This is a genomic window from Nocardia pseudovaccinii NBRC 100343 (assembly GCF_001613225.1).
In the GTDB taxonomy this organism is placed as follows: domain Bacteria; phylum Actinomycetota; class Actinomycetes; order Mycobacteriales; family Mycobacteriaceae; genus Nocardia; species Nocardia pseudovaccinii.
Map to the genome: position 1 here is coordinate 17,411 of NZ_BDBY01000177.1, position 22,225 is coordinate 39,635.

Annotated in this window: 20 protein-coding genes and 1 pseudogene; 6 read left to right on the forward strand and 15 right to left on the reverse strand. The window is 62.5% G+C overall.

The window, feature by feature from the left end; genetic code table 11:
• Nucleotides 1–100 precede the first annotated feature (100 nt).
• From NP3_RS21670 to NP3_RS21700, 8 genes and pseudogenes are all read right to left on the reverse strand, one after another.
• Nucleotides 101–334, reverse strand: a complete 234-nt coding sequence (locus NP3_RS21670) for a hemerythrin domain-containing protein (protein WP_063043426.1) — start codon at nt 332–334, stop codon at nt 101–103.
• A 455-nt stretch (nt 335–789) separates the two neighbouring features.
• The gene (locus tag NP3_RS21675; RefSeq protein WP_218024897.1) at nt 790–1,524 is read right to left on the reverse strand and encodes an MBL fold metallo-hydrolase; all 735 of its coding nucleotides are present in this window, start codon (nt 1,522–1,524) and stop codon (nt 790–792) included.
• Nucleotides 1,500–2,591 carry an alcohol dehydrogenase catalytic domain-containing protein gene (locus tag NP3_RS21680; protein ID WP_063043427.1) on the reverse strand — a complete coding sequence of 364 codons (1,092 nt, stop codon included), beginning with the start codon at nt 2,589–2,591 and terminating at the stop codon, nt 1,500–1,502. Before NP3_RS21680 ends, NP3_RS21675 begins: the two co-directional genes overlap by 25 nt.
• A 2-nt stretch (nt 2,592–2,593) precedes the next feature.
• Nucleotides 2,594–3,592, reverse strand: a complete 999-nt coding sequence (locus tag NP3_RS21685; RefSeq protein WP_063043428.1) for a cupin domain-containing protein — start codon at nt 3,590–3,592, stop codon at nt 2,594–2,596.
• Nucleotides 3,593–3,640: 48 nt separating this feature from the next.
• Nucleotides 3,641–4,462: a fumarylacetoacetate hydrolase family protein gene (locus NP3_RS21690; protein WP_063043429.1), complete on the reverse strand. Its 822-nt coding sequence runs from the start codon at nt 4,460–4,462 to the stop codon at nt 3,641–3,643.
• 4 nt (nt 4,463–4,466) lie between these two features.
• A complete protein-coding gene (locus NP3_RS21695) occupies nt 4,467–5,396 on the reverse strand; it encodes a VOC family protein (protein ID WP_169814536.1) in 930 nt (309 codons plus the stop codon).
• A complete protein-coding gene (locus NP3_RS51895; RefSeq protein ID WP_507762167.1) occupies nt 5,389–5,952 on the reverse strand; it encodes a hypothetical protein in 564 nt (187 codons plus the stop codon). The genes NP3_RS21695 and NP3_RS51895 overlap by 8 nt, the downstream gene beginning before the upstream one ends.
• Before the next feature lie 36 nt (nt 5,953–5,988).
• Nucleotides 5,989–7,122: pseudogene (locus tag NP3_RS21700) on the reverse strand (FAD-dependent monooxygenase); the annotation flags it as partial.
• Here NP3_RS21700 and NP3_RS21705 point away from each other — a divergent pair.
• From NP3_RS21705 to NP3_RS21725, 5 genes are all read left to right on the forward strand, one after another.
• The gene (locus tag NP3_RS21705) at nt 7,123–7,914 is read left to right on the forward strand and encodes an IclR family transcriptional regulator (RefSeq protein ID WP_063043431.1); all 792 of its coding nucleotides are present in this window, start codon (nt 7,123–7,125) and stop codon (nt 7,912–7,914) included.
• Nucleotides 7,915–8,097: 183 nt separating this feature from the next.
• Complete coding sequence (locus tag NP3_RS21710; protein ID WP_063043445.1) at nt 8,098–8,658, forward strand: pyridoxamine 5'-phosphate oxidase family protein; 561 nt, start codon at nt 8,098–8,100, stop codon at nt 8,656–8,658.
• Between the two features lie 75 nt (nt 8,659–8,733).
• Nucleotides 8,734–8,958, forward strand: a complete 225-nt coding sequence (locus tag NP3_RS21715) for a ferredoxin (protein ID WP_063043432.1) — start codon at nt 8,734–8,736, stop codon at nt 8,956–8,958.
• A gap of 20 nt (nt 8,959–8,978) precedes the next feature.
• Nucleotides 8,979–10,112 carry an NAD(P)/FAD-dependent oxidoreductase gene (locus tag NP3_RS21720; protein WP_218024899.1) on the forward strand — a complete coding sequence of 378 codons (1,134 nt, stop codon included), beginning with the start codon at nt 8,979–8,981 and terminating at the stop codon, nt 10,110–10,112.
• Between the two features lie 7 nt (nt 10,113–10,119).
• Complete coding sequence (locus NP3_RS21725) at nt 10,120–11,304, forward strand: cytochrome P450 (protein WP_169814537.1); 1,185 nt, start codon at nt 10,120–10,122, stop codon at nt 11,302–11,304.
• A 93-nt stretch (nt 11,305–11,397) separates the two neighbouring features.
• Here NP3_RS21725 and NP3_RS46915 read toward each other — a convergent pair whose 3' ends face one another.
• From NP3_RS46915 to NP3_RS51545, 3 genes are all read right to left on the reverse strand, one after another.
• Nucleotides 11,398–12,192 carry an antibiotic biosynthesis monooxygenase family protein gene (locus NP3_RS46915; protein WP_063043435.1) on the reverse strand — a complete coding sequence of 265 codons (795 nt, stop codon included), beginning with the start codon at nt 12,190–12,192 and terminating at the stop codon, nt 11,398–11,400.
• A 133-nt stretch (nt 12,193–12,325) separates the two neighbouring features.
• Nucleotides 12,326–13,861: an MFS transporter gene (locus tag NP3_RS21735; RefSeq protein ID WP_084508764.1), complete on the reverse strand. Its 1,536-nt coding sequence runs from the start codon at nt 13,859–13,861 to the stop codon at nt 12,326–12,328.
• A 363-nt stretch (nt 13,862–14,224) separates the two neighbouring features.
• Nucleotides 14,225–14,419, reverse strand: a complete 195-nt coding sequence (locus NP3_RS51545) for a sigma-70 factor domain-containing protein (protein WP_157124448.1) — start codon at nt 14,417–14,419, stop codon at nt 14,225–14,227.
• A gap of 256 nt (nt 14,420–14,675) precedes the next feature.
• Here NP3_RS51545 and NP3_RS21740 point away from each other — a divergent pair, with 256 nt between their 5' ends.
• Nucleotides 14,676–16,637 (forward strand): sensor histidine kinase, encoded by a 1,962-nt coding sequence (locus tag NP3_RS21740; RefSeq protein ID WP_169814538.1) that lies wholly within the window; start codon nt 14,676–14,678, stop codon nt 16,635–16,637.
• Between the two features lie 37 nt (nt 16,638–16,674).
• Here the strand turns inward: NP3_RS21740 and NP3_RS21745 are convergent, their stop codons facing one another.
• From NP3_RS21745 to NP3_RS21760, 4 genes are all read right to left on the reverse strand, one after another.
• Nucleotides 16,675–20,139 carry a serine/threonine-protein kinase gene (locus tag NP3_RS21745; RefSeq protein ID WP_063043446.1) on the reverse strand — a complete coding sequence of 1,155 codons (3,465 nt, stop codon included), beginning with the start codon at nt 20,137–20,139 and terminating at the stop codon, nt 16,675–16,677.
• Nucleotides 20,140–20,358: 219 nt separating this feature from the next.
• Nucleotides 20,359–21,129: a hypothetical protein gene (locus NP3_RS21750; protein ID WP_218024900.1), complete on the reverse strand. Its 771-nt coding sequence runs from the start codon at nt 21,127–21,129 to the stop codon at nt 20,359–20,361.
• Complete coding sequence (locus NP3_RS21755; protein ID WP_063043439.1) at nt 21,069–21,587, reverse strand: cupin domain-containing protein; 519 nt, start codon at nt 21,585–21,587, stop codon at nt 21,069–21,071. The genes NP3_RS21750 and NP3_RS21755 overlap by 61 nt, the downstream gene beginning before the upstream one ends.
• A 140-nt stretch (nt 21,588–21,727) precedes the next feature.
• On the reverse strand, nt 21,728–22,225 hold a 498-nt coding region (locus NP3_RS21760), incomplete at its 5' end, for an anthrone oxygenase family protein (RefSeq protein ID WP_218024901.1).

Sequence of the window (22,225 nt, forward strand, 5' to 3'; positions counted from 1 at the left end):
CACCGCACTTGCATGTGACCCATCGACCGTCGAGGTCAGACGGGATGAGCGTGCTCCGTCGAGGACTATGGTCGCAGCGGCCTCGGCGGCTTGTTCGTTGTCATGACTTGGCCAACCGCCAGCCAGGGCGCGCGTTCAGTAATCGCCGAAGAATTTCGAACACAGCGTCACCGGGCAGATCGTCGCGAAGCACCTTGTCGCGGATACCACGGGCGAGCACTTCGCGGATGGGTGTGACTGTGCGCTCGATGTCGGCACGGTCGCAGTACTGACCCGTCTGGCTGATCACCGCCGCATACTTCACCCTCTCACGCAGGAAGACCGCGCCGAACACGCTTTCACCGAGGAGGGTGCGCGGCTCGCAGAACGAGCAGACAGCGAAACGGCACGGGTCAACGCCGACCCCGTCGCCGTGCTCTCTACACAGGAGATCGTCAACCGCCTGTTACACCGACTGCTCGCTCATATCCACCCCAACGCGCTGACTCAGATGTCCTCTTCATCGAGCCGGTAGCCGTAGTGCCGTTCCCACCCGTCGGACGAGCGCATCGACCTCATCTTTCTGGCGCGGTCACAGCCAGCGAAGGCCCTCCTCAGCGCATTTCGTCATACCATCGGTGGGGAACAGACCAATCCCACTGCACCCGTGGATATTTCGTGCGCCGATATTCCTCGTACGCGAGAGGATAGACGGAGTTCACGGAACCGAGAGCGATGATCCCGCAGACGAAGTGTCGCCATAGTGCCGCGATGAACGCACGCATTTTCCAACCCACACGTCTCAGGCGGTCACATCGCCGATGGTGTTGGAAAACTCTGCGGCACAGCGTGTTCGAGCACAATGACATCAGTTCCGGCAGGCGACAGATTCTTCAGCAAACCGCAATGCAGGTTCTGATGCACCGGCGCCAGACCCGCCTGATGGATCGGTACGGCCACCTGCGGCGCCAGCTGCCGCAGATAGTCGATGCCCTCTTCGATCTTCATCCACGGACCGCCGATCGGAAGAAGCAGCACCTCAACCGGATTAGCTATGTCGTCGAACGCGTCGCCGGGGTGCAGCAGGCTGCCGTTCACGAGATATCCGTTATTCGCCGAACTCGGAAGGGCCGAATGGATGCAGGCGTGTTCGCCGCTACCGGTCACGTCTAAATCGACGCCGCGCACAGACAGCTGTTCGCCTGGCACGACGACATGGATCCGATCCCCCGCTATATCCACTCCATCGCCAAGGGCGGCCATACTGTCGGCGCCGAGGACGAGTTCGGCTTCGGGGTTGTCGGCCAGTAGCCTGACGAGTCGTTCGACATCGAGGTGGTCGGGATGGGCGTGGGTGACCAGGACGATATCGATACCGCGCAGACTCTCGAAGTCATGCGAGTACGTCCCGGGGTCGAACAGCACGCGTGCCGTCCCATCCCCGATCGGAAGATCGGCCAGCACACAGGCGTGGCCGTAGTGGGTGAGATCCATATTGGTGTCCTTGGTCTGCTGAGTGCTCAGGGATTGACGACTGTCATCCACATGGGGTGCTCGCGTTGCTGCATCTGCTCGATGGCTGTGACGGTGTCGATGAGCGGAAACCGTTGCGTGATCAGTTCGTCGATGTCGAGTGCACCGGTCTCGAGCAGTTTCAGCACGTCCTGAGCATCGTTGCGGGTACAGGCGCGGGTTCCGATGAATCGCCAGCAGTTGACCATCAGTCCGATCGGCGGAATCGGAATCGGCGTCGTGTTGCCTCCCATATGGGCGAGCACGCCGCCGGTGGCCAGGGCAGCCATTGCCTGGCCGGTTGCGGGTCCGGCCGGGATGTAGTCGATGACAGCGTGCGCACCGTTTGGTTCCAGGCATCGGAGCCGCTGGGTGAGGCCGCCGTTCGATTCCCAGTCCGCTGGTAGCTCCTCGAGCGCCACGGTGTCGACGGCGATTCCGCCTGCGAGCGGCGTTACCGCGCTGAGCCGTTCTCTGTTGCGCGCCACCAGAATCAGGCGACCGATGCCGAACAGCTTCGCGAGTTTGATCGTTGCGGTACCCATCGTGCCGGTTGCCGCGGTAACGATCGCGGTCGCGCCCGGCGGGAGCTCGGCCAGTTTCAGAATGCGTACCGCGTTGGCCAGATCGTGCACCTTCGCACCGACGTCGAAACCGACATTGTCCGGGAGCGGATCGATGAGCCAATGCGGAACCCGAACATACTCTGCCAGGCCGCCGTCGTGGTATCGCTCGTAGAGCGGCATCGGCACACTGCTGAACGCGGCGTGGCCGATCATGGCCTGCTGTGCGCACATCATGTCGCGGTCTGTTCGGCAGTAGACGCAGTTGCGGCAGTTGAGGTTCGGATGGACCCTGACACGATCGCCGACGGCCACACCGGTGACCCCGTCGCCGACCGCGGCGATGGTGCCCGCTGCCTCGTGCCCGAGCGTTGTGGGGAGATGTTTGAAGGCTCCCATTGCTAGGAGCGACAGCATCCCCGGGGCCAACCCCGCGGAAGCGACCTTCACGATCACGTCGTCAGGGCCGGGTTCGGGAACCGGAATCTTCTCTATCACAAGGCTATTCGCGTCGGCATGAGCTCGTGCCGCTAGCATGCTCACCCCTGGTTCCTTTCGATGGCGGCGGCGAGCCGCTCGGCCGAGAACGGGTCCGCGGCGCGCGCGGTCTCGCCGATCTGCGGTAGTTCGAGGTGCGATTGCAGGCTGATATGGGTCGACGGCTCAGCGCAGATGCTGGCATGCGCGACGCCGAGCGGAATTCGCACGAAATCGCCCGGCCACAGTTCGACAATGCCCCGCTGAGTCAGCAGGGTGCGGGTCCCCCGGATCTGGTACTGAATCTCGTCGACATCGAGCGTGCGCCGGTATCGCCGGATACCGTCACCTCGGGTGAGAGTAACCGTGCCAAGGCGGACGGTCGCGGCGGCGTAGAGCCAGCTGTAGCCCACGCCTGCGCCGATCGGCAGCACATTCATCCGCGCGGACTCGGAGTGCACACGGCCCAGCAGCAACGTCTCGTCTGCCGGGAACACGGCGATGTCGTGTCCTGGAGTCCCCATGCACTGGGTGACTGCCTCGTTGACCTCACCCGGCCGCCAGCCCTCGAACGGAGGCGACACCGGCTGCGAAGTTCGCACCGGGGAGGCCAGCTCGTCGACAGGCGCGGGGATATAGAACAACAAGTGACTTTCGGTGCGACCGTAGTTGTCGTGGGCGACACCGCGCGGGATCCGGGAGAACTCCCCCGGCCGGTGCTCGATGATGCCGAGCTCGGTCATCAACGTGCGTTCACCGTCGATCTGGTAGGAGATCTCGTCGACATCGCAGTTGCGGTGATAGAACGGCTGCCGATTGTCCATGGTCTGCCATTCGACGCGGACCTGGGCATTCTCGTAGACACCACGCGGCGGAGCGAAGGGCTGCGCCCGGTATTCCTGCGGATAGTGCACGACGGTCAGCGGATCCCGGTCTCGCCATAGCTTGATCGGCATCTTGCTGGGATATGGGGGTGCCAGCAGCAGCTGCTCGTCACGGTCGATGCTGCGCAGTGGCCGATCGGATCCGATGACCACGACGTCTTCGACTACGACGCTCATGGAGACCTCCTTGTCTCGGATTGGGTTGTACCCCAGAGGTATTCGGCTTCAGTCCGCCCGGACCAGGTTGCGGATCGCGCCGACACCATCGATCTCGACGATGACCTCGTCCCCGTCCTTCAAGAACAGCTGCGGGTCGCGCCGATAGCCCACACCGCCCGGAGTGCCGGTCAGGATCAGATCGCCAGGACGCAACGTGGTGAATGTGGAGATGGTGGCGATCAGTCGCGGGATCGAGAAAATCAGCATCGACAGATCCGACTCCTGGACGGTCTCCCCATTCAGGACCGTCCGGATTCCGGCATGATCCAGGTCGAACTCACCCGGGGTCACCAGGTAGGGACCGACGGGAGTGCTGCCATCCCATGCCTTGCCCTGCATCCACTGGTGGGTTTTGTACTGGAAGTCCCGCATGGTGATGTCGTTCGCGACGGTGTAGCCGAGCACATGGTCGAGGGCGTCTTCTTCGGAAATACGCCGACCGCCATGGCCGATCACGACAGTGAGCTCGCCTTCGTAGTCGACTTGCGATGATTCGGAAGGCAGCACGATGTCGTCGTAGGCGCCGATCAGGCTGTCGGCATACTTCGCGAACAGCACTGGATAGGTCGGCAATTCACGCTTCGACTCGGTGACGTGCTCGCGGTAGTTGAGGCCGACGCAGAAGACCTTCGACGGATTCGGCACCACCGGTAACAGTCGCACCGAATCGACCTGGACGGCACTATCGATCAGGCGAGTGGCGGACAGAAGGGCATCCAGCCGCACGCCTTCCCCGTTCTCCACCAGCACATCCAGCGGTAGCAGAGTTTCCCCCCGCACTTCACCAATTCGCGGGCGACCATCCTGCTCATAAGTCGCGTATGCCATTTGCTTACTTCCCTTCGCTGGTGTGACGCCACGAGGCGAGCTGACCGCCCCAGAGGTTGACGGTGTTGGGTATCGGCTTCCAGCGCCGGGGCACGTAGGTGACACGGTCGTCGTGGAACTTCTCCATCTCCGCCGACAATTCGATGTGGTTACCGGCAGGGTCGTCGAAGAACACGAACAGGTTGTTGCCCGGCCCATGACGCCCGGGACCCCAAGTGACGTCGACGTTTTCGTTGGTCAGGCGGTCGCACCACGCCTTGAAGTCCTCCCATTCGGACAAGTCGAAGGAGTAGTGGTCGATATCGCCGCCGCGGCCGACGTTCACCACCGCGAGGGTGTGGTGGTCGCGGTCGCTGCGCAGCCAGGCGAAGCGACCGTCATCGAGCTGGTCGGAAATGCGGAAGCCGACCACGTCGACATAGAACCGAACCATCGCCTCGAGGTCATCGGTGCCGAGGGTGATGTGCTGGTACTTGATCGGCCTGCGACCGGTATCGGCGGCCGTCTCTCCCTGCCGCCGGACTGTGGTATGGAAATGCACCTCGGTACCGTGCGGATCGGTGACGGCGATGCCCTGCGCCTCGCCGACCGCGGCGTCGATGTGCACCGTCTCGAGTTCGCGGACGTTGTGGCCCGCGGCGGTCAGGCGCTTGGCGATACCTTCGACGCCGTCGAGATCGCGAACCTCGAAACCGTAGTGCCGCAATCCCTTCTCGCCCGCGACCAGGTCGAGGACGTGATGCCCGGTGCCCCATCCGAGCCGCAATCCGCCGTCGGCGAGCTCGTTGTGCACGACCAATCCGAGTACGCGACCGTAGAACTGTGCGGTCGCGGCCACGTCTGGCACCGAGAAGCCGATGTGCGATACCGCTGTGCGTGTGAGGGTGCCAGCCGCATCACGTTCTGCCAGCACGATTCGCTTGGGTTTATCCATGGCTGAATGCCCTCTCTGTGGAAGTAGCCGACGCCGACTGGGGAGTCCACGTCACGACTCGGGCGGCGATATCGGTCGACGCGCGCGGCGCCCATGCGGCTGCGACGAAATGGTCCGGCCGGATCAGCACAAATCTGCCCTGATAGCGCGAGAACTCACGCAGCAGAGCGCCGTCTACATCGATGAGTACGCGTCGCGACGTCCGCGGCAGGCGTTCCTGCGTAACCACCAGAGCTTGGCCACCCTTGACTGCCTTGCAGATGGGTTCTACTGCGGCCCAGTGCGATTCGGCGATGTCGACGCCGATCACGGCCCATCCATCACCGAGCACATCGTCAAGTCGACGCAGTTCGTGGGTGACCGAATCGAAGACCAGCGGCTGGCCGATCGGTACTCCCACATCGTCGGGCCCGCCGTCGCACACCACCAGGCCGTCGGTGTAACGCTGCGCAGGCCGGTACCGCATCTGCTCGAGGTAGGCGCGGCCCTCATCGGTCTGCAGCGCTCGCCGTACGGCGTTGTCTCGACGCCGGGCCAGCCCGGACGACGTGGACATCACCACGCGACCGAGCCGTTCGGACAGGCGCACCGTCGCCAACGCGTGCGGGGCACGTTCGGTTCGATAGCTGGACAGCACCGACCGATCGAGCCGACCGTCGAGAACGTCGGCGATCTTCCAGGTCAGGTTCGCCGCGTCGCGGATGCCGGAGTTCAATCCCTGACCAGCGAAGGGTGGCATCATATGCGCGGCATCACCGAGCAGAAACGACCGCCCGATCATCCACTCGTCGGCGATCAGCGCGTTGAATCGGTAGTTCACTGCACGTTCGACCTGATGGGGTTCGATCGGCCGATACCGTGAGATCAGCCGCTGGATGAGCTCGAACGACGGGGGCGCGCCTGCCTCGCCTTCGCCGTCGTGCAGCCGGAATTCGTAGCGGCACCGGCCATCCAGGCCCGGCACGATGACATGCGGTCTTTCCGGATCGCCGTGGTGCATCGCGAACCGCTCCGTGTGCGGATCGTCGAGAGTGTCGACCACCAGCCATACATCCGGATAGCTGCGGCCGCTCATGTCGATGCCTTGCAGTAGTCGAGTCGCCGAACTCCCGCCGTCGCAGCCGAGCACATAGTCGGCGTCCAGGAACTGCTCGGCTCCCGCGAACTCCATCCGCAGACGCACAGCGTCGGAACGCTGTTCGAATCCGGTCACTCGGGTTCCGAAGCGCAACAACACATTCGGGGCCGAATCGAGGGCGGACACCAGCGCACGTTCGAGGTCGGGCTGGGCGAACGGATTCTTGAAGGGATATCCGAGCCGGAAAGGCGCGGGTCCCCGGGCATGGAACAGCGCGACGCCGTCCCGATCGTAGTAGCAGGTTCCGGTGCCCGGAACCACAATCGGCAGGACCTTGTCCACGATCCCGGCCTGCTGGTACGCCCGCAACGACTCGTCGTCAACGCTGATCGCCTTCGGCTCATCGCTGGTAGTTTCGTTCTGCTCGAGTAACATCACGCCGACACCGCGGGCAGCGAGTAACGCAGCGGCGGTGAGACCAACGGGCCCGGCGCCACATATCGCGACATCCACCCTCCCAAGCGACTTCGATGACGCCACTGACCTGCCTCTCGACCGCCGGAGAATTGGTACGTCCAGCGTAGAATTGTGTCCTGGTAAACAGAAATAACGTCCTGCTTTACAGGACACACACCGATTGGAGCTCACGTGCCGACGGCAGACAAACGCTCGACCGCCAGATATCGGGAGCGCAATTCGACCGCTGATCGAGCGCTGGACATCCTTGGGCTCTTCACCAGCGACAAACCGTCCTGGTCAGGGGCCGAAATCGCCGCACAACTCGGCGTGGCCAGGTCGACCGGGTATCGGTACCTGCAAAGCCTCGTGGGACGCGGCTTCCTCGAAGAGGCGCCGCACGGCTTCCGGCTCGGTCCTCGTATCTTCGAACTCGCTCGCGTGGCCCGGGTTGGTGTCGGCCTGTCGGAGGTCTCACTGCCGGTGATGCGCGCGCTTTCGGAACAAGTCAACGAGACGGTTCTGCTCACCCGTCGATCTGGCAGCTCGGTGGTTTGCCTGGATTTGGTCGAAGCGCGCCGGGCGGTTCGACTCACCTACGAGCGCGGCCACGTGCTGCCCATCAATGCCGGGGCGGCAGCTGAAGTTCTACTGGCATGGGCCGACCCGGCCGAAGTGGCGGCCGTGTTGAGTTCTGCGCCGCTGGAACGCTTCACCGCCAAGACCCTGACGAATCCTGACGACTTGCGGGCCCGTCTCGTACAAATCCGCAAGCGCGGAGTCGCGGTATCCCAGGGCGAGCTCGACGAGCACATTCTGGGTGTCTCCGCTCCGATCCGAGATGCGGTCGGGTCTGTCTGCGCCGCGATCAGCGTTGCCGCGCTGGCGATGCGGGTTCCCCGCTCCGAGTTGGATGCACTGAAGATCGCTGTGCGCAATGCCGCTGTCGACATCTCACGCGGCCTCACCTTGGTCGACGCCTGAGTCCCAGTGGGGAAGACCCGGCGCTTTCTGCACAGCGGAATACCGTTGCTCGTACCTTGTGACTGAAACCACAGTCATGTGTATGCGGTGACCGACCGCATCTCAGTACAGGTGATCGACCACGCCCATCTGGCCATGGGCAGCGATCAGACCTGTTCCAGCAGAACCCCATATGGAGCAACGATGCCCAATCCCGAACCGACCGTCGCCGAGATCCAAGACGCGATAGTCGAGCTCTTGCGCACCGAAGAGATCGGAACCCTCGCCACCATCGACTCCGAGGGCCGCCCGGCGTCGTCGGAAATGCATTTCGCTGGAGATGGGCTCATCGCCTACATGCACACCTTCACCTACACCCGCAAACACGGCCAGATGCAAGAGAACCCGAACGTCAGCTACTCGCTGAGCTACATGCCTCCGGAGGGCTACTTCGGCCGTCGCAACACCCGGTACCTGCAGATTCAGGGTCGCGCGTTCCTCGTTACCGATCCCGAAGAGATCCAACGCGTCGCGAAGATCAGCTTGGAACAGTTCGCTTGGGCATCCGACACCTCGCTGTACGACAACGTCAAGCTGCCTGACCAGGGAAAACAGATCTTCTATCGAATCGAACCGGTGCAGGGGCTCTGGGCCGACAACCGTGTTCGCTTGTTCTTCCGGAAGCTGGTCGAGTTCAGCGAGGACGGAAAAACCATCACCAACGTCACCGACTACAACGTGGCGACCGGCCGTCGAAGTCGGTGACGAGCCCTGAGCGCAGGGCGAAACCGCCGACGCCGTGGTCGGCAGATCGACGCAAAGCAAAAGTTAGGAGTTGCCATGGCGCCGAATGAATCTCACCGCTTATCCGTCGATATGGATCGCTGTGAGGGCTACGGTATGTGCCAACAAGTCGCACCCTCATTGATTCATCTCAATGACGATGATGAGCCGGTCATCGATATCGCCGAGGTATCGGCTGAACACAAGCCGCTCGCCGATGCCGCAGTGCATGCCTGTCCTGTTGTGGCGCTGAGCCTTTCGAGTTCGGTCCCGCTGCAGTGACCGCTCGTCGAATTGTCGTCGTGGGCGCCTCGCAAGCGGGCTGCGCGACGGCGGCAGCCCTGCGCCGGTTCGGTTTCGATGGCCAGATCACCATGATTGGAGACGAGCCCCATCCGCCTTATAGCCGGCCCCCTCTGTCGAAGGGGGTGCTGACCGGATCCGAGACCGCCGATAGTGTTTTCCTCAGCAGTAACGAAGACATCGAGCTGCTCACTGGTGTCGCCGCGGTCGGGCTCGACCGAGACAGCAGCCGAGTTCGGCTCGACGACGGCGAAACCATCGGCTACGACGGCCTTGTCATCGCCACAGGGGCGAGCGCACGTCGGCTGTCGGGGAAACCCTCGCAAGAAATCACGCTGCGCACACTCGACGACGCTGTCTATCTGCGGCAGTCCCTCGACACCATCTCTAGCGTAGTAGTGGCGGGCGGTGGGTTCCTTGGGATGGAGATCGCCTCGTCGGCCGTCAGCCTCGGTAAGTCGGTCACCGTGGTCGACCAGAACACGCCGCTGGCAGGTCGTCTCGGGCCCTTGCTTTCCGACCTGTGCCTGACCGCGGCCGCGGACAAGGGAGTGAAGGTTCTCGTCTCCCGGGCCGGGGTCGAAATCGCAGATGACGCACCAGGCCAGCTGCAAGCATCCGACGGCACCATACTGGCTGAGGCCGACATAGTCGTCACCGCGGTAGGCGACATTCCCAACACCGGATGGTTGCGAGACAGCGGTCTACCGCTGGCCGGCGGGGTGATCATCGATGACGCCTGCCAGGCCGCACCCGGAATCGTCGCGGCCGGCGACGTCGTCAGTCTGCCCGGCCCGGGTGGGCGGTGGGTGCGTAGTCCACATTGGTCGAATGCGTTGTCACAGGCCACAATTGCGGCCGCGACCTTGCTGGGGCGTCAGCCAGATACACAGCTCGGCAGCGCTCCGTCCTTCTTCTGGACCGAGGTCTTCGGCATGCGCATCCGTTTGGCCGGACAGCTTCCACCTGTCGGCGAGCCGACCGTCCTTGACGGGTCGATCGAGGAAAGACGCGCACTGCTGATGTGGCCATCGCCTGATCCCGAAAATGCGTTCGGCACCGTGGCAGCGGTCAACTACCCGATCTCGGCGCCCAAACTCACGAAACTCGCCCGGCACCCTCACAAGCATTGAGAGAACCGTGACCAACTCCATTGCAGCCATCCCCCTTTCGGATGCCGACATCTTTTCCGAAGAAGTGATGTCGGATCCCTATCCGGTATTTCGCGAGCTGCGCGACGCGGGCCCGATTGTCTACCTGAGCCGTCACGACGCATTCGCCGTGGCTCGCTACCAGGAAGCCCGTCATGTCCTCGGTGACTGGAAGTCCTTCTCGTCCGCCGATATTGCTTTGAACAAGCAGTTCAATGAGTACGTCGGCGAGGGCATCATCCGGGCCGATCCACCGATTCACGACGCCCTCCGCGGCGTGCTGTCAGCCAAGCTCGCCCCTCGCGCGGTCCGCGAACTCGCACCTGATATCTCGCGACGGGCAGAAAAGATCGTCGACACGGTGATAGAGCAAGGCTCTTTCGACGCGGTAAAGGGTTTCGCGCAACGATTTCCCGTCGAGATCGTCGGTGATCTGATCGGACTGCCCCAGCACGGACGAGAGCACTTGCTCGGCTTGATCGATGCGAATTTCAACTGCTTCGGCCCCGCGAACGACCGCACCTTCGCATCCTTCCCGAAACTGCAGCATCTGGCCGAATACGTCATGCTCAACACCACCCGGGACGAATTAGCAGAAGACAGCCTCGGCAGGGCCGTCTACGACGCTGTTGACGCGGGCAAGATCCCCGCCTCCGCGGCCCCGTGGCTGGTGATGACCTACGTGACCGCGGGGATGGACACCACGGTGCACGCGCTCGCCCACACGATCTGGCTGATGGCCGAGCACCCGGACCAATGGGACGCGCTGCGCGCCGACCCTGCGCTCATCCCGCAGGCATTCCGGGAGGTACTGCGCTTCGAATCCCCAGTCCAGGTATTCGGCCGAACCGCCCGAGTCGATTGGGAGGTCGAGGATTTCACGGTTCCTGCCGGGTCACGATTGGCGGTCCTGTTCGGCTCCGGAAACCGAGACGAACGAAAGTGGACCGACGCCGACCGATTCGACGTCCAGCGCAGCAATATCGACCATCTGGGATTCGGATACGGCCTGCACGGTTGTGCCGGTCAGGCGCTGGCGGCACTCGAGGGGGAGGCGATCCTGCGTGCACTGGTCGCCCGGGTCTCGCGAATCGATGCAGGCCCGCCCGTCCGGCATTTCAACAACGTTCTCCGGGGACTCGAATCGTTGCCTACACGGCTGACAGTCGGTTGAGCTGCCCTGCCATGCAGGAGCTTTGACTCGGAGATGAAGATGGAGTGGGTCTCACCCGTTGGGGTAGGACCCACTCCATTTTCGATCGGACGATCAGGCGACGCACAATCCGGGTACAGCGACGCGATGGAGTACGTGGCGAGTGCAGCGGCTTCCGGCCGGATATCCGGAGACGACTTGCGCGAAGGCCGGGTCCGCGACCGCGGCGAGGAGGTCCTTCCCGGACTCCCAGACCGCAAGATTGATCAGCACGCCGCTGCCGCCGATGCCGCGATACAGCTGAGCCTGAATGAATCCTGGCCGCTTCTTCATGTAGGACGCGACCTGCTGATATGCCGCGATCGCCTGTTCGGCCGCGCCCTCAGGTGCGATCAAGACATCCAGCAACACGAAATCGCGGTCGATCGTGGCGAGTTGGTTGGCGACCGGCAATTCCGGGCACAATTCCAAGAACTCGATAGCCGGTCCGGCGGAGTCACCCGGCTCTCGACCTCCCGCAACTGCGGATTCCCACGGCTCACCCAGGCAGATGCCCGGCACCGCAACCGGCCGCACCAGATGCGGATACGCCACGGATCCATCCGGATATGTGGCGAGAAACTTCTGAAAGTCCGGATTGACGAAGCCTTCCTGCAGTGCCTTCGTGGATTCCCAGACTGCCATGTTCATCATAACCCGGCTGTTCCCAGCGCCTCGATGCAACTGCGCGGAAATCAGTCCAGGCTTGGTCTTCATGACCCCGGCGTCCAGGCGCCACGCATCGTACAAGCTCTCCATCTGTCCCTCGGGCGCTACGAACGTGTTCACGAGAATGACCGGTTCGTCGCCGGGCTCAGCCAGTTGCGCCAGAAAAGGCGCCTTGGAATCGAAACCATTCAACGTAATCATCTGAGCTCTCCTAATTCTTCACAGATCGATTTCAACGCGACTGCTGATACTCGGGACCGCGTCATCATGAAAATGGTTCCTACATCACGAAAAGCATTGTCCTGGAATACAGGACTTCAGCTCGGTTAGGGTGTTATCCGATCTCCTGCGCGCCAGCTCTTTCCGGTTCTATACCTGCGAGAGCATCCGAAGGTCGCTGGATACGCGGCAGCAAGAACGCCGCCAACAGTCCGATTCCAGCTATTCCCGCGAGCAGCCAGTAGGCGTTGGTATACGCCGCATCCAGATAGAACGGAACACCGTTCATTACCACCTGATTCGCGGCGAGCACGGTGAACAAGATTTGATAGCCGAATCCGCCGACAACCTGCAGGGCCAGGTAGGCGATACCGTTGACGGTCGCCTGCTCGTCCTGGGATACGACTGAAACGACCATTGCTGTGCCGCAGGCCATTACCGTACCGCCCGCGATACCGACCAATACGGAGGCAACGATGACCTGCACCGTGTCATGATGCGCGCGCGCAAAAACCGCGAGACCGACCACCAACAGTGCCGCACTCGGCAGCCAAATTTGCCGAGGACCAACAAGTTTCAGTGCACCACCGGTAGCCACGGCAGCAGCGACGGTGGCAATACCAGCGGGTATGCCTACCACCGCATAATGGGTGGCAGTCCACCCGAATCCGTCCGACGCGAAAGGAATTCGCGGATACTGGGCCAAGAACGAGAAGACCACTGGCGAAATAATATAAGCGAACTGAACGAACGCCGCTGTAATGATCACGACAGCAACCGGGCGTCGAGCCAACATCCGTACGTCGACGATCGGATGCGCTGACCGCAGTTCCACCACTACGAATACGACCAACGCGACTAGACCGACAAGCAGCGGCCACGCCGTTCGAGGCGCAGTCCATCCCGCGCTGTACACGTTCCCGCCTCCGTATGCCAGCAGTGCGACTCCGCCACCGAGCAGAAGTCCACCGATCCAATCGAATCCGTCCGTGAACCGTCCGCGTCGCGGAGTTTCCGGCATGGCAGCCAGCATCCCCATCGCGGCCACCGTCAGTCCGGTCAGCAACCACATCGCACTGCGCCACCCAAAGGAATCGATCAAATGGCCGACGATCACCGGGGTCACCAGAATCACCACCCCCACCGATCCCATGACCACGCCGTACGCCATCGCAACCCGTCTGGCCGGGAAGCACTCCCGGATACAGGCTGGGATCAGCGCCACGATCGGCCCATAGAAACCGGCGATCGCGCGGCCGATGAGCAGTACGGCGAAGCTCGGTGCCAGTGCAGACACGATGTCGCCGATGATCCCGGCCGCCGCGAGTATCAGCATCACGCGGCGCTTGCCGTGGACATCGCCGAGCTTGACGGCGAACGGCAGCGTGAACAGCGACACCAGCAGTGTGGCGAGGTTGAACCAGACGATGTCGGTAGTGCGGAATTGTTCAGCGATATGCGGTTGCGCTACCCCGCCTGCGATGCCGGCGATCGATAACAGCTGAGCCGGCAATATAAGTGCCAGCATCAGCGGCAACCCACCGGATTGCGCAGCCACGGAACCGGTTTCGGTTGCAGGAGGAGGAATCGTGTCAGACATCGCAGTTCTTTCTGGTACAGCATTAACACAGCCGAATGCTCGGCTGTTCATTCGAGATATGTTTCGTCGGACGTCCCGTGCATGAAGGGACGCCAGATCAACCGGTTCACCGGCATTGAGGAGTGACTTACACGGTCGAGTCCGAGCGAGGGAGAAAACGGCCAAGCTATACACCGGCCGTTCTGGATGGAGTCAACGAAAGATATTGCTGCTCAGGCGGCGTGGGGTCCTCAACCCGAAAGGTCAGAGGAACAACGAAACACCCGGCCGAACCTACCCTCCTGTCATGTTGCATTATGCGGAACGGTGTTCATGAGTGTGACACCGATCACGGTCCCTGGCAAGGACTTCCGACCATCCAGACGCAGATTGCGATCAGAGATGCGATGGCCATCCCAAACCAAAATGCAATTGTCAAAACATGTTTCGATTCTCAGGACACATGTTGAACTTCATAATGGGCCCGCTACCATGTGACGACCCGCAAATCATCCGGCCGGCCACGAGCCTCCCCAACGGGACCCGACCGATTTCCTTCAGGTACGTCCGCGTCGAATCCCGAGTGCCGTTGGTTTCCTTTTTGGCAATTTCGGTTGCAGTTGTTGCCACATTCGCCCTTTCGGATCATGGGCGGCATCGCGATGCGAGAGCACGATCGCGGATAGGCCTCTGATGAGCTTCGGCTTTCGCCGACGGCGTCTCTCACTGTACCCGCCTGCGCAAATACGTCACCGTTGCTCGCGGCCGCAAATCCCGGTCCATACAAAAGACCCATACCTACACCGAACTGCAATTGTCAAAGTATGTTTCGACCCGCAGAACACATATTCTTACAGCACGCCCAACTCGCTATGGTGTGCCGATGTTGACAGCGAGGCTCGGTATCCGAACCCGCGTACTTGTAATCGCGCTCATCCCCAGCCTGACGCTGTTCGCGATCGGCGCGGGAACCGCGGGATATCTATTGCGCAAACAAGAGCAGGTCAAGTCATGGTCGTCGGAACTGGAAGACGCCAACCTGCAGGCACGCGACATGATCGACGCGGTCCAACAGGAAAGACTGCTATCTCTGACAGCGCTGGTCCAACCTCGGTCGAACCTCCCAGAGCTCAATCAAGCCCGCCTGCACCTCGATACCGCGCTACAGGCGCTCACTTCCTTCGAGACTGCTATCGCGAACACGAACATCGAACGAATGGACTCGGCCACACGCGGATTCGACGCCCTCAAAATGCAACTTCCGGACGTCCGCCACCGGATCGATACCGGCACAATGTCTGTCGCCGATGCATACGGGATCTACAGCGGTCTACTCGAGGGCGTCGCCGTTGGCACCGAGCTCATCGGGAAGTCTGCGCCCGAATCTCGCGTCGCCTTCGAATTTGCACATGAAACGCGTGTGCTGCGTGCCATGGAGGCCATGTCGCGCAGCACTGCGCTCGCTGGTGTCGTACTGAGCGGCAGCGATCTTCCTGATGTGTTGACCGCAGAGTTCCGGAATTTGGTCGGCTATTACCGTACCGAGCTGCCCCAGTTGGCAAACGATCTCGAAGGCGAGCGAGGCGCAAAGGCCAAGGCTTTGATCTCGGCGCCCGTCTGGCAAGAGCTCTCGACGATGGAGGATTACATTCTTCATCGTTCCATAGATGGGCGCGGCGTCGTATCGACGCCTCAGGCAACAATTACCGCCTGGCAGAACAACATCGACGATGCCCACACCCAATTGCTCGGGCTCTGGCAAGCCCAGAACGAGTATGCGAGCCGGGCGACTAGCGCCGATGCCGAACAGACGTCGCGGGATTCGTTACTCGCAGGGTCCGGTGTTCTGAGTCTAGCCTTGATCGCTTTCCTCGCGTCGCTCTGGCTCGCAAACCGCCTATCCACGCGACTGCGGCGACTACGCACCGAAACGCTCGCGCTGGCAGAAGAAGCATTTCCCACCGCTAGTCACCATCTCGGCCAGGACATACCGGACAGCATCGAAGTTGAGACCGGTCGCCTGGATTTCGGCCACGACGAGGTCGGGCAAGTCGCGGAGGCATTCAACCAGGCTCACGCCGCCGCCATCGCTGCCGCAGTCGCGGAAGCCCGCACCCGGGAGGGCGCGCGAGCAATCTTTCTGAACATGGCCCACCGCAGTCAGTTGGTGGTACACCGCCAGCTGGAAATCCTCGATGAAGCCGAACGACAGCAAGAGGACCCAACGCTACTGGACACCTTCTTCAAGCTGGATCACCTCGCTACCCGAGAGCGCCGGAACGCCGAGAATCTGGTGGTCCTCGCTGGTGGGCTGGCGAAACGGCAGTGGCGGCAACCGGTGCCACTTATTGAGCTGGTGCGCAGTGCAGTGAGCGAGGCGCTCGATTACAAGCGCGTGCGGACCTCACACATGCCACAGATCCATATCTCCGGGGATGCGGTAGCCGACCTTGCCCACCTCATCGCCGAACTGGTCGATAATGCGACGCAGTATTCGCCGCCCCAATCCCCGGTAGAAGTCGCCGGCAAAGTTGTGGGCAGGGGTGTCGCGGTCGAAGTCAACGACCAGGGCATAGGAATGTCGGCCGCCGAGTTGGACCGAGCCAACCAATTGCTCCGCCAACCGCCCGACTTCAGCGTCGGCGCAGTATCAGCTGACTTGCGACTGGGTCTGTTCGTCGTCGCCAAACTCGGTGTCCGGCATGGCATCTCCGTGCGACTGACCGAATCGGACCACGGCGGTGTCCGAGCGATAGTCCTCATCCCGACCACCTTGATTGCGGCCGAGAGCCCGCTCGCCGATCAATTCATGGAGCTCGAAGCACGCCCATTGCAGCAAAACCCGTGACACCCCAAAAGCCTTGAGCACCAGAGAAATCGCATTGTTACCTGGGCACCTCGTCGTCGGCTGGACGGTTGCGGTTCGGCAGCGCCGGTTCGAACTGGGCCAGCACCTGCAGCAGGAACGAGCGCGGTAGCCCAGCCTCCGACGGTGCACCGGCGAGTGTTTCCAGGACCGGCTGCAGTTGACGGCCGCTGTCGGCGACCAGTCGTGCCAGTCCCAGGCTCGCGCAATGCGACAGTGCCGGGGCCAGTAGTTCGGCGGCCCGCACTGTCTGCCCGGTAGCCGACAGACAGCATCCGCGCAGCAGTTCAGCAAGAAGCAGGGCCCTGGGTCGTCCTTGGCTGCTGATCTCGTGGACGAGACGTTCAGCTCTTTCGAGGCCCTGCTGGACTGCAGCGGGAGACGGTTCGGCCAGTAGCAGCCGGATCGCGGAATCGTGTGCGAATTCGGATGCCACGGCCAGGGTCGCGGTGGGCTGCGCGGTATAGGGCGGGAGATTGTCGAGGGTCTGCCGTTCGCCGTCGGTGATGGGCAGGCCGAGGCGGACGCGTTCGTTCACGATCCGTGCCGCCAGTCGTGGCAACGACAGATCCGCGGCGATCTTCGCTCCCGCTGCCAGGCGTTGCCGGGCACGGTCCATATCACCTCGCACGGCGGCAAGGCGCGCACCGGTCCCGTACGTGGCCATCAAGAACTCAACGGCACCTCCCTCCGGACCGAGACCGATCTCCAGGAGTTCCTCCGCCTCGATGAATTGCCCTTTCTCATACAGCAATTCGCCGAGCAAGGCACTCGCCAGCCGGGTGGCGTGTGACTGCCCGCCGGTCTGCAACGCGAGGTGCAACGCCATCCGGTAACAGGACTCCGCGGCGGCGATATCGAGTTGTTCGGTCGCGGCCAAACCAGCGATGCAATCGCAGTACATCACGCCGAACGGGCCGGAAACGCGGTCGCGATACGGCGCCATCCAACGATGCCAGTGGTGGACCTGTTCGAAGTCGAACCGGTACAACGCGGATGTGGCAGCAGTGCCCGCCGCGGTGATGGAGAGGAACGGTCGAGCCGCCGTCCGTATGCGAGCCAACACCGGGCCCGGCACCTCGGCGAACCGGTCGGTCACCAGATCGTTGCAGGCTCGGGCCACGGTCGCGTCCAGCCGGATCTCATCGGCCTGGTTCGCATCGACCGCGCCCGCAGCCAGCGCGGCATCGGCTCGATCGAGCGCGGCGATCGCGGCCGAGCGGCGCTGTAAGCCGATATTCGCCCAGGCTATCTGTACCTGCAGAACCGGGTTCCGCGCTGTCAGTGATCCGGGCAGCTTCGCCACCAAGCCGAGGAAGGTCGCCATCCGCGACCCCTCGACCAGTTGCTCGCCGCGCTCTTGCACCAGTCTCATGGCCAGGTCCGGGGCATCAGCGGCGAGGGCGTGGTCGACCGCCTCGATCGGCATGTCGTGGTCGGCGAACCACGACGACGCCCGCAGGTGCAATTGTTCGAGCAGACCGGGGTGTTGTTGGACGAGTCGACGACGTAGGAAGTCTGCGAATAGTCCGTGATAGCGGAACCACTCCAGATCGTCATCGATGTTGCGCAGGAACAGATCACGCTGGCGGACGTCCTCGAGCAATTCCTGGCCGGGTTCCCGGTCGGTCAGCGCCTCGGCGAGCTCGCCGCAGATGCGTTCGGTGACTGCCGTGCGCATCAGAAACTCGAGTATGTCCGGTTCGAGCGAGTCGACGACATTTTCCAACAGATACTCGCCGATCGCGTAGTGGCGTCCGGATATCTGGCTGATGTAGGTTCCTGGGTCCGCCCTCCCGCGCAGCGATAACGATGCCAGTTGCAGCGCCGCGACCCAGCCTTCGGTGGAGTGGCGTAGCTTCTCCATATCGGTGGCCGCCAGTGACAGTCCGTTCATCCCGCTGAGGAACGCCGTCGTCTCGGCGCCGTCGAATCGCAGTGCGATTTCGTCGATTTCGAGAAGTTCGTCGCTGACGCGCAACCGACTCAGTGGCAACCCCTTCCGGGTGCGACTGGTCACGACGAGCCGCAGATGATGACAGCCGCGGTCCAGCAGGAATTCCATGGCCGCGATCGAGGATCGGCTGGTCACCCGATGCCAGTCATCGATCACCAGCGCGACGGTTTCGCCGCTGTTGTGGATCTGATCGATCAGAGTCGTCATCACATGGCGCTCGGCGTCGGTGGAACGCTGCTCGAGTAGCTCCGTCAGTCCAGTCGCGAGCCCTGGACGGGTGGCTCGAATCGCATGCACGATATGGGCGAGGAACCAGACCACATTGTTGTCATCGGGATCCACGCTCAACCAGGCGACGCGGACACCTTCGGTCTTGAGCACGTCACCCCACTGCGCGGCAAGGGTGCTCTTCCCGAAACCCGCTGGTCCGTGAATCAAGACCAGCCGTCGCGCCCGCGCCTCGTGCAAGGCTTGCAGCAACCGGGGTCGCTCGACCGGGCGACGCAGCGTCGTCGGCGGCCGATAGCGGGTCGCCGGAGTCGGCAAAGGCGCGTTCGGCACCGGCTTTTCGGCCACCGAGACCGACCGAGCCGCCGCGAATCGCTCGATCCCGCTCTCCTGCCCCGTTCCGGGCGGCAGCGCCATCGTGTCTACCCGAAGACCACTGGAGAACTGCACGTTCCGTAGCAGCTCGCCGAATTCACGTGCGCCGGCGGGCCGCTCGGCTGGATCGGTCGCCAACGCCGACTCGATCGCCGCGCAGAGCATCGCGGGCACGCCGGAGTCGCGCAGATTCGGAACTGGCTCCGAGCTGATCCGCAGAAACTGAGCGACCAGCGATTCACCAGCCCGGCGTTCGAACGCCGCATGGCCGGTAAGCAGGCAGAACAAGCTGGCGCCGAGACCGTAGACGTCCGAAGCCGCGGAAGGATCCGCTCCTTTGAGGACCTCGGGGGCCGTGAACGCGGGCGTCCCTGCCACGAGACCCGCAGCGGTTTCGAAGCCGCCACCGATCCGGGCGATACCGAAATCCGCGAGCTGCGGTTCGCTGTAGTCGCTGAGCAGGATGTTGGCGGGGTTCACATCGCGGTGCAGGACCCCGAGAGCATGGGCGGCGGCCAGTGCACCGGACAGTTTCACCCCGATCGACAACACCTCCTGCCACGGCACCGGTCCCCGCTCGCGGACCCGACTCATCAGCGACCCCTGCGCATGCAACGGCATCACGATAAAGGGGCGCCCGGTCGCGGTGACGTCTGCGCGCAGTACCTGGACGATATGCGGGTGCCCGGAAAACCGGCCCAACGCCTGCTGCTCGCGCAGGAAGCGGGCGCGCTCGTCATCGGAGACCTCCGATGTCAAAACCTTCACCGCTACCTGACGGTCCAGCGATCCCTCCAGGCACCGATACACGACACCGAAACCACCCCGACCGATCTCCTGCGCATCATCGAACCCGGCCGCAGCCAATTCCGCCGCGGTACCGAACTGCAGGTCGCGTTGCGTCCCCTCCGGCTCGTGCGACACCGACCGCTCATCCACACCAACGGAATCGCGAAACAGCCACCGCAACACACCGCTGTGCAGTCGACCCGCCCGACAAGCCAACGCCGCAGCTACTCATCCGCGCCACCTCTCGACCTGGGAAAAGCGCCCCGACAATTCGAGGATAGTCTTCCGACGAACGAGAACCGATGCTTCGTGGACAGCCGACGCGATCGCAAACGATGCGCACTCGACCTTGAACTAGGCCGCGGGGCCGCTATCTTTCAGTGCTCGGTATGCCCTGTTCGTGGCGTCGGTTTGACGAACTTGTCGGTGCCACCCCCAAGCCGCGACGGGGAAGCCGCCGTTGTCGTGGCCGCAGTGGGGGCAGAGGCCGCCGCCGACCACGTTGTGCAGGTCGGCGAACTGGGCCGAGCCTACGGTGGTCGGGAACTGGTGTACTACAGTTCCGTCCTCGTCCTTCGGCGGGCTGGAGTCGTATTCATGCCGGATAAGTTCGTTCTTGCAGTTGGCGCATCGGGCGATCATCGCCTCAGTTTGGTGACCGTCCTCGGCCTGGTGCTGGGTGACGACGATGACCGCGCACGCGTCGGGGTCGGTCTCGTCGGCGAGACGGGAATTGACACCGTGCAGATTTTTGGTCGCTATTATCTGAGCAGGAGCGAGGGGGGAATTATGGGCGCCATAACAGACGACGACTTCGGAAACGGTGTTCCAGTGATAGAACTGGCCGTAGGATTGGTCCCTTCCGCCAATGAGGACATTTCCGCACGGGACGATCGAGCCCGGATAGTCGTACGGGAACAGTGGCATCAGCTGCGCAGCACCTTTGGCCATTCTTTCGTAGACGTTCGCTTTCAATGGTTCGATTCCGGGGTTCGGATCAGGAATGCGGCGGCTATCATGAATTACCGGACTATTAATTATTTTCCTCCGATCTCGGATTAGCGTCAGACGGTGGAAGGCATGCCAAGGGTTGCTAAATTCACCTTCGGATGAATTGTGCTGCATGTGCCGCACGTTCGCGAGTCGGTGCCAGCGTTGAACCTCGCGCATGCCAACCAATAGAACTCGAGCGCGGCGGTGTTGTTGTCGTGTTCCCACTCGTAGCGGCGAACCTCGTTCCCGCACGCCGCACAGAACCAGGCAGCGGCTTGCAGCCCGCCCCGGAGGGGGAGATAACGAATGGTCACGCTCTCGCTGATGGGCGCCAGCCTGTGGGGAGTCCCTGCCGGGATATAAATATGGTCGCCAATATCCATACGGAAGCTGTTGACCGAACTGTTGCGGAGTTCCACCCGCGCAGTGCCGGACAACTGACTCAGAACCGTGTCCTTCTCGCAGATGAGATGGAACGGTTGCGGAAGCCAGTTCCGCGACAGGTAGATCTGCGGATCGGTTTCATCAGGCAGGACTGCGACTTCTGCGTAGTTGCCCACTTCGCTAGCGGCCTGGATGGCATGCACCATACGACGACGGTTCATTGTCGGCGGCTCTTCTCGGTATCAGGGCAAACGGTCGCGGGCATCGGAGATTCCTTCGACAGCTTCCTTGCTGAATAGATGGGAAAGGGTGGGTCCGGAAGGCGGCTGAGGCAGGACCAGTGCATTCACAGCGCTGCGATGACCGCAGCGATCAGGAATACCAGCGCCGCGACCGCGACACCCGTGCGGGCGAAGTGGAACCGCCGCCAGAATGCGCGCAGTTCCTCGGCGCCCTCGGGCGGCGTCCCCTCGGCGAGCCGGCGGAATTTCGAGTTGATCGGCTCTCCCAGGAGGGCCGAACCGACCATGATCACCGCGAGACAGGTCAAGCCCAGCCAGCCGAGAACCCGGGAAGTACCTGAAGAGTGGATCGAGAAGAGGATCGCACCGAGGCCGGACAACGACATGAAGATGGGCATCATCGGATCGACATGCTTGAGTGTGCGCCGGAAATCAGTCGCGTACTCCACCACCGACATTCGGTTCCACACCGCGAGCCGATCCACGGCGATGACCCAGATTCCACCGGTCGCAAGCCCGCCGAACAGCAACATCAGCATCGCACCCGCATGGCCGAGATTCGACATAGTCAGCACTCCTTGTTTTGGGCGCGACCGGCGACT

Bases quoted from the DNA above. Each gene is read 5' to 3' on its own strand.
- NP3_RS21755 (WP_063043439.1), bottom strand. From the start codon at position 21,587: ATGGTGCATGCCATCCAGGCCGCTAGCGAAGTGGGCAACTACGCAGAA.
- NP3_RS21710 (WP_063043445.1), top strand. From the start codon at position 8,098: ATGCCCAATCCCGAACCGACCGTCGCCGAGATCCAAGACGCGATAGTC.
- NP3_RS21680 (WP_063043427.1), bottom strand. From the start codon at position 2,591: ATGCTAGCGGCACGAGCTCATGCCGACGCGAATAGCCTTGTGATAGAG.
- NP3_RS21735 (WP_084508764.1), bottom strand. From the start codon at position 13,861: ATGAACAGCCGAGCATTCGGCTGTGTTAATGCTGTACCAGAAAGAACT.
- NP3_RS21715 (WP_063043432.1), top strand. From the start codon at position 8,734: ATGGCGCCGAATGAATCTCACCGCTTATCCGTCGATATGGATCGCTGT.
- NP3_RS21690 (WP_063043429.1), bottom strand. From the start codon at position 4,462: ATGGCATACGCGACTTATGAGCAGGATGGTCGCCCGCGAATTGGTGAA.
- NP3_RS46915 (WP_063043435.1), bottom strand. From the start codon at position 12,192: ATGATTACGTTGAATGGTTTCGATTCCAAGGCGCCTTTTCTGGCGCAA.
- NP3_RS21685 (WP_063043428.1), bottom strand. From the start codon at position 3,592: ATGAGCGTCGTAGTCGAAGACGTCGTGGTCATCGGATCCGATCGGCCA.
- NP3_RS21750 (WP_218024900.1), bottom strand. From the start codon at position 21,129: ATGCAGCACAATTCATCCGAAGGTGAATTTAGCAACCCTTGGCATGCC.
- NP3_RS51895 (WP_507762167.1), bottom strand. From the start codon at position 5,952: ATGTCCACGTCGTCCGGGCTGGCCCGGCGTCGAGACAACGCCGTACGG.
- NP3_RS21695 (WP_169814536.1), bottom strand. From the start codon at position 5,396: ATGGATAAACCCAAGCGAATCGTGCTGGCAGAACGTGATGCGGCTGGC.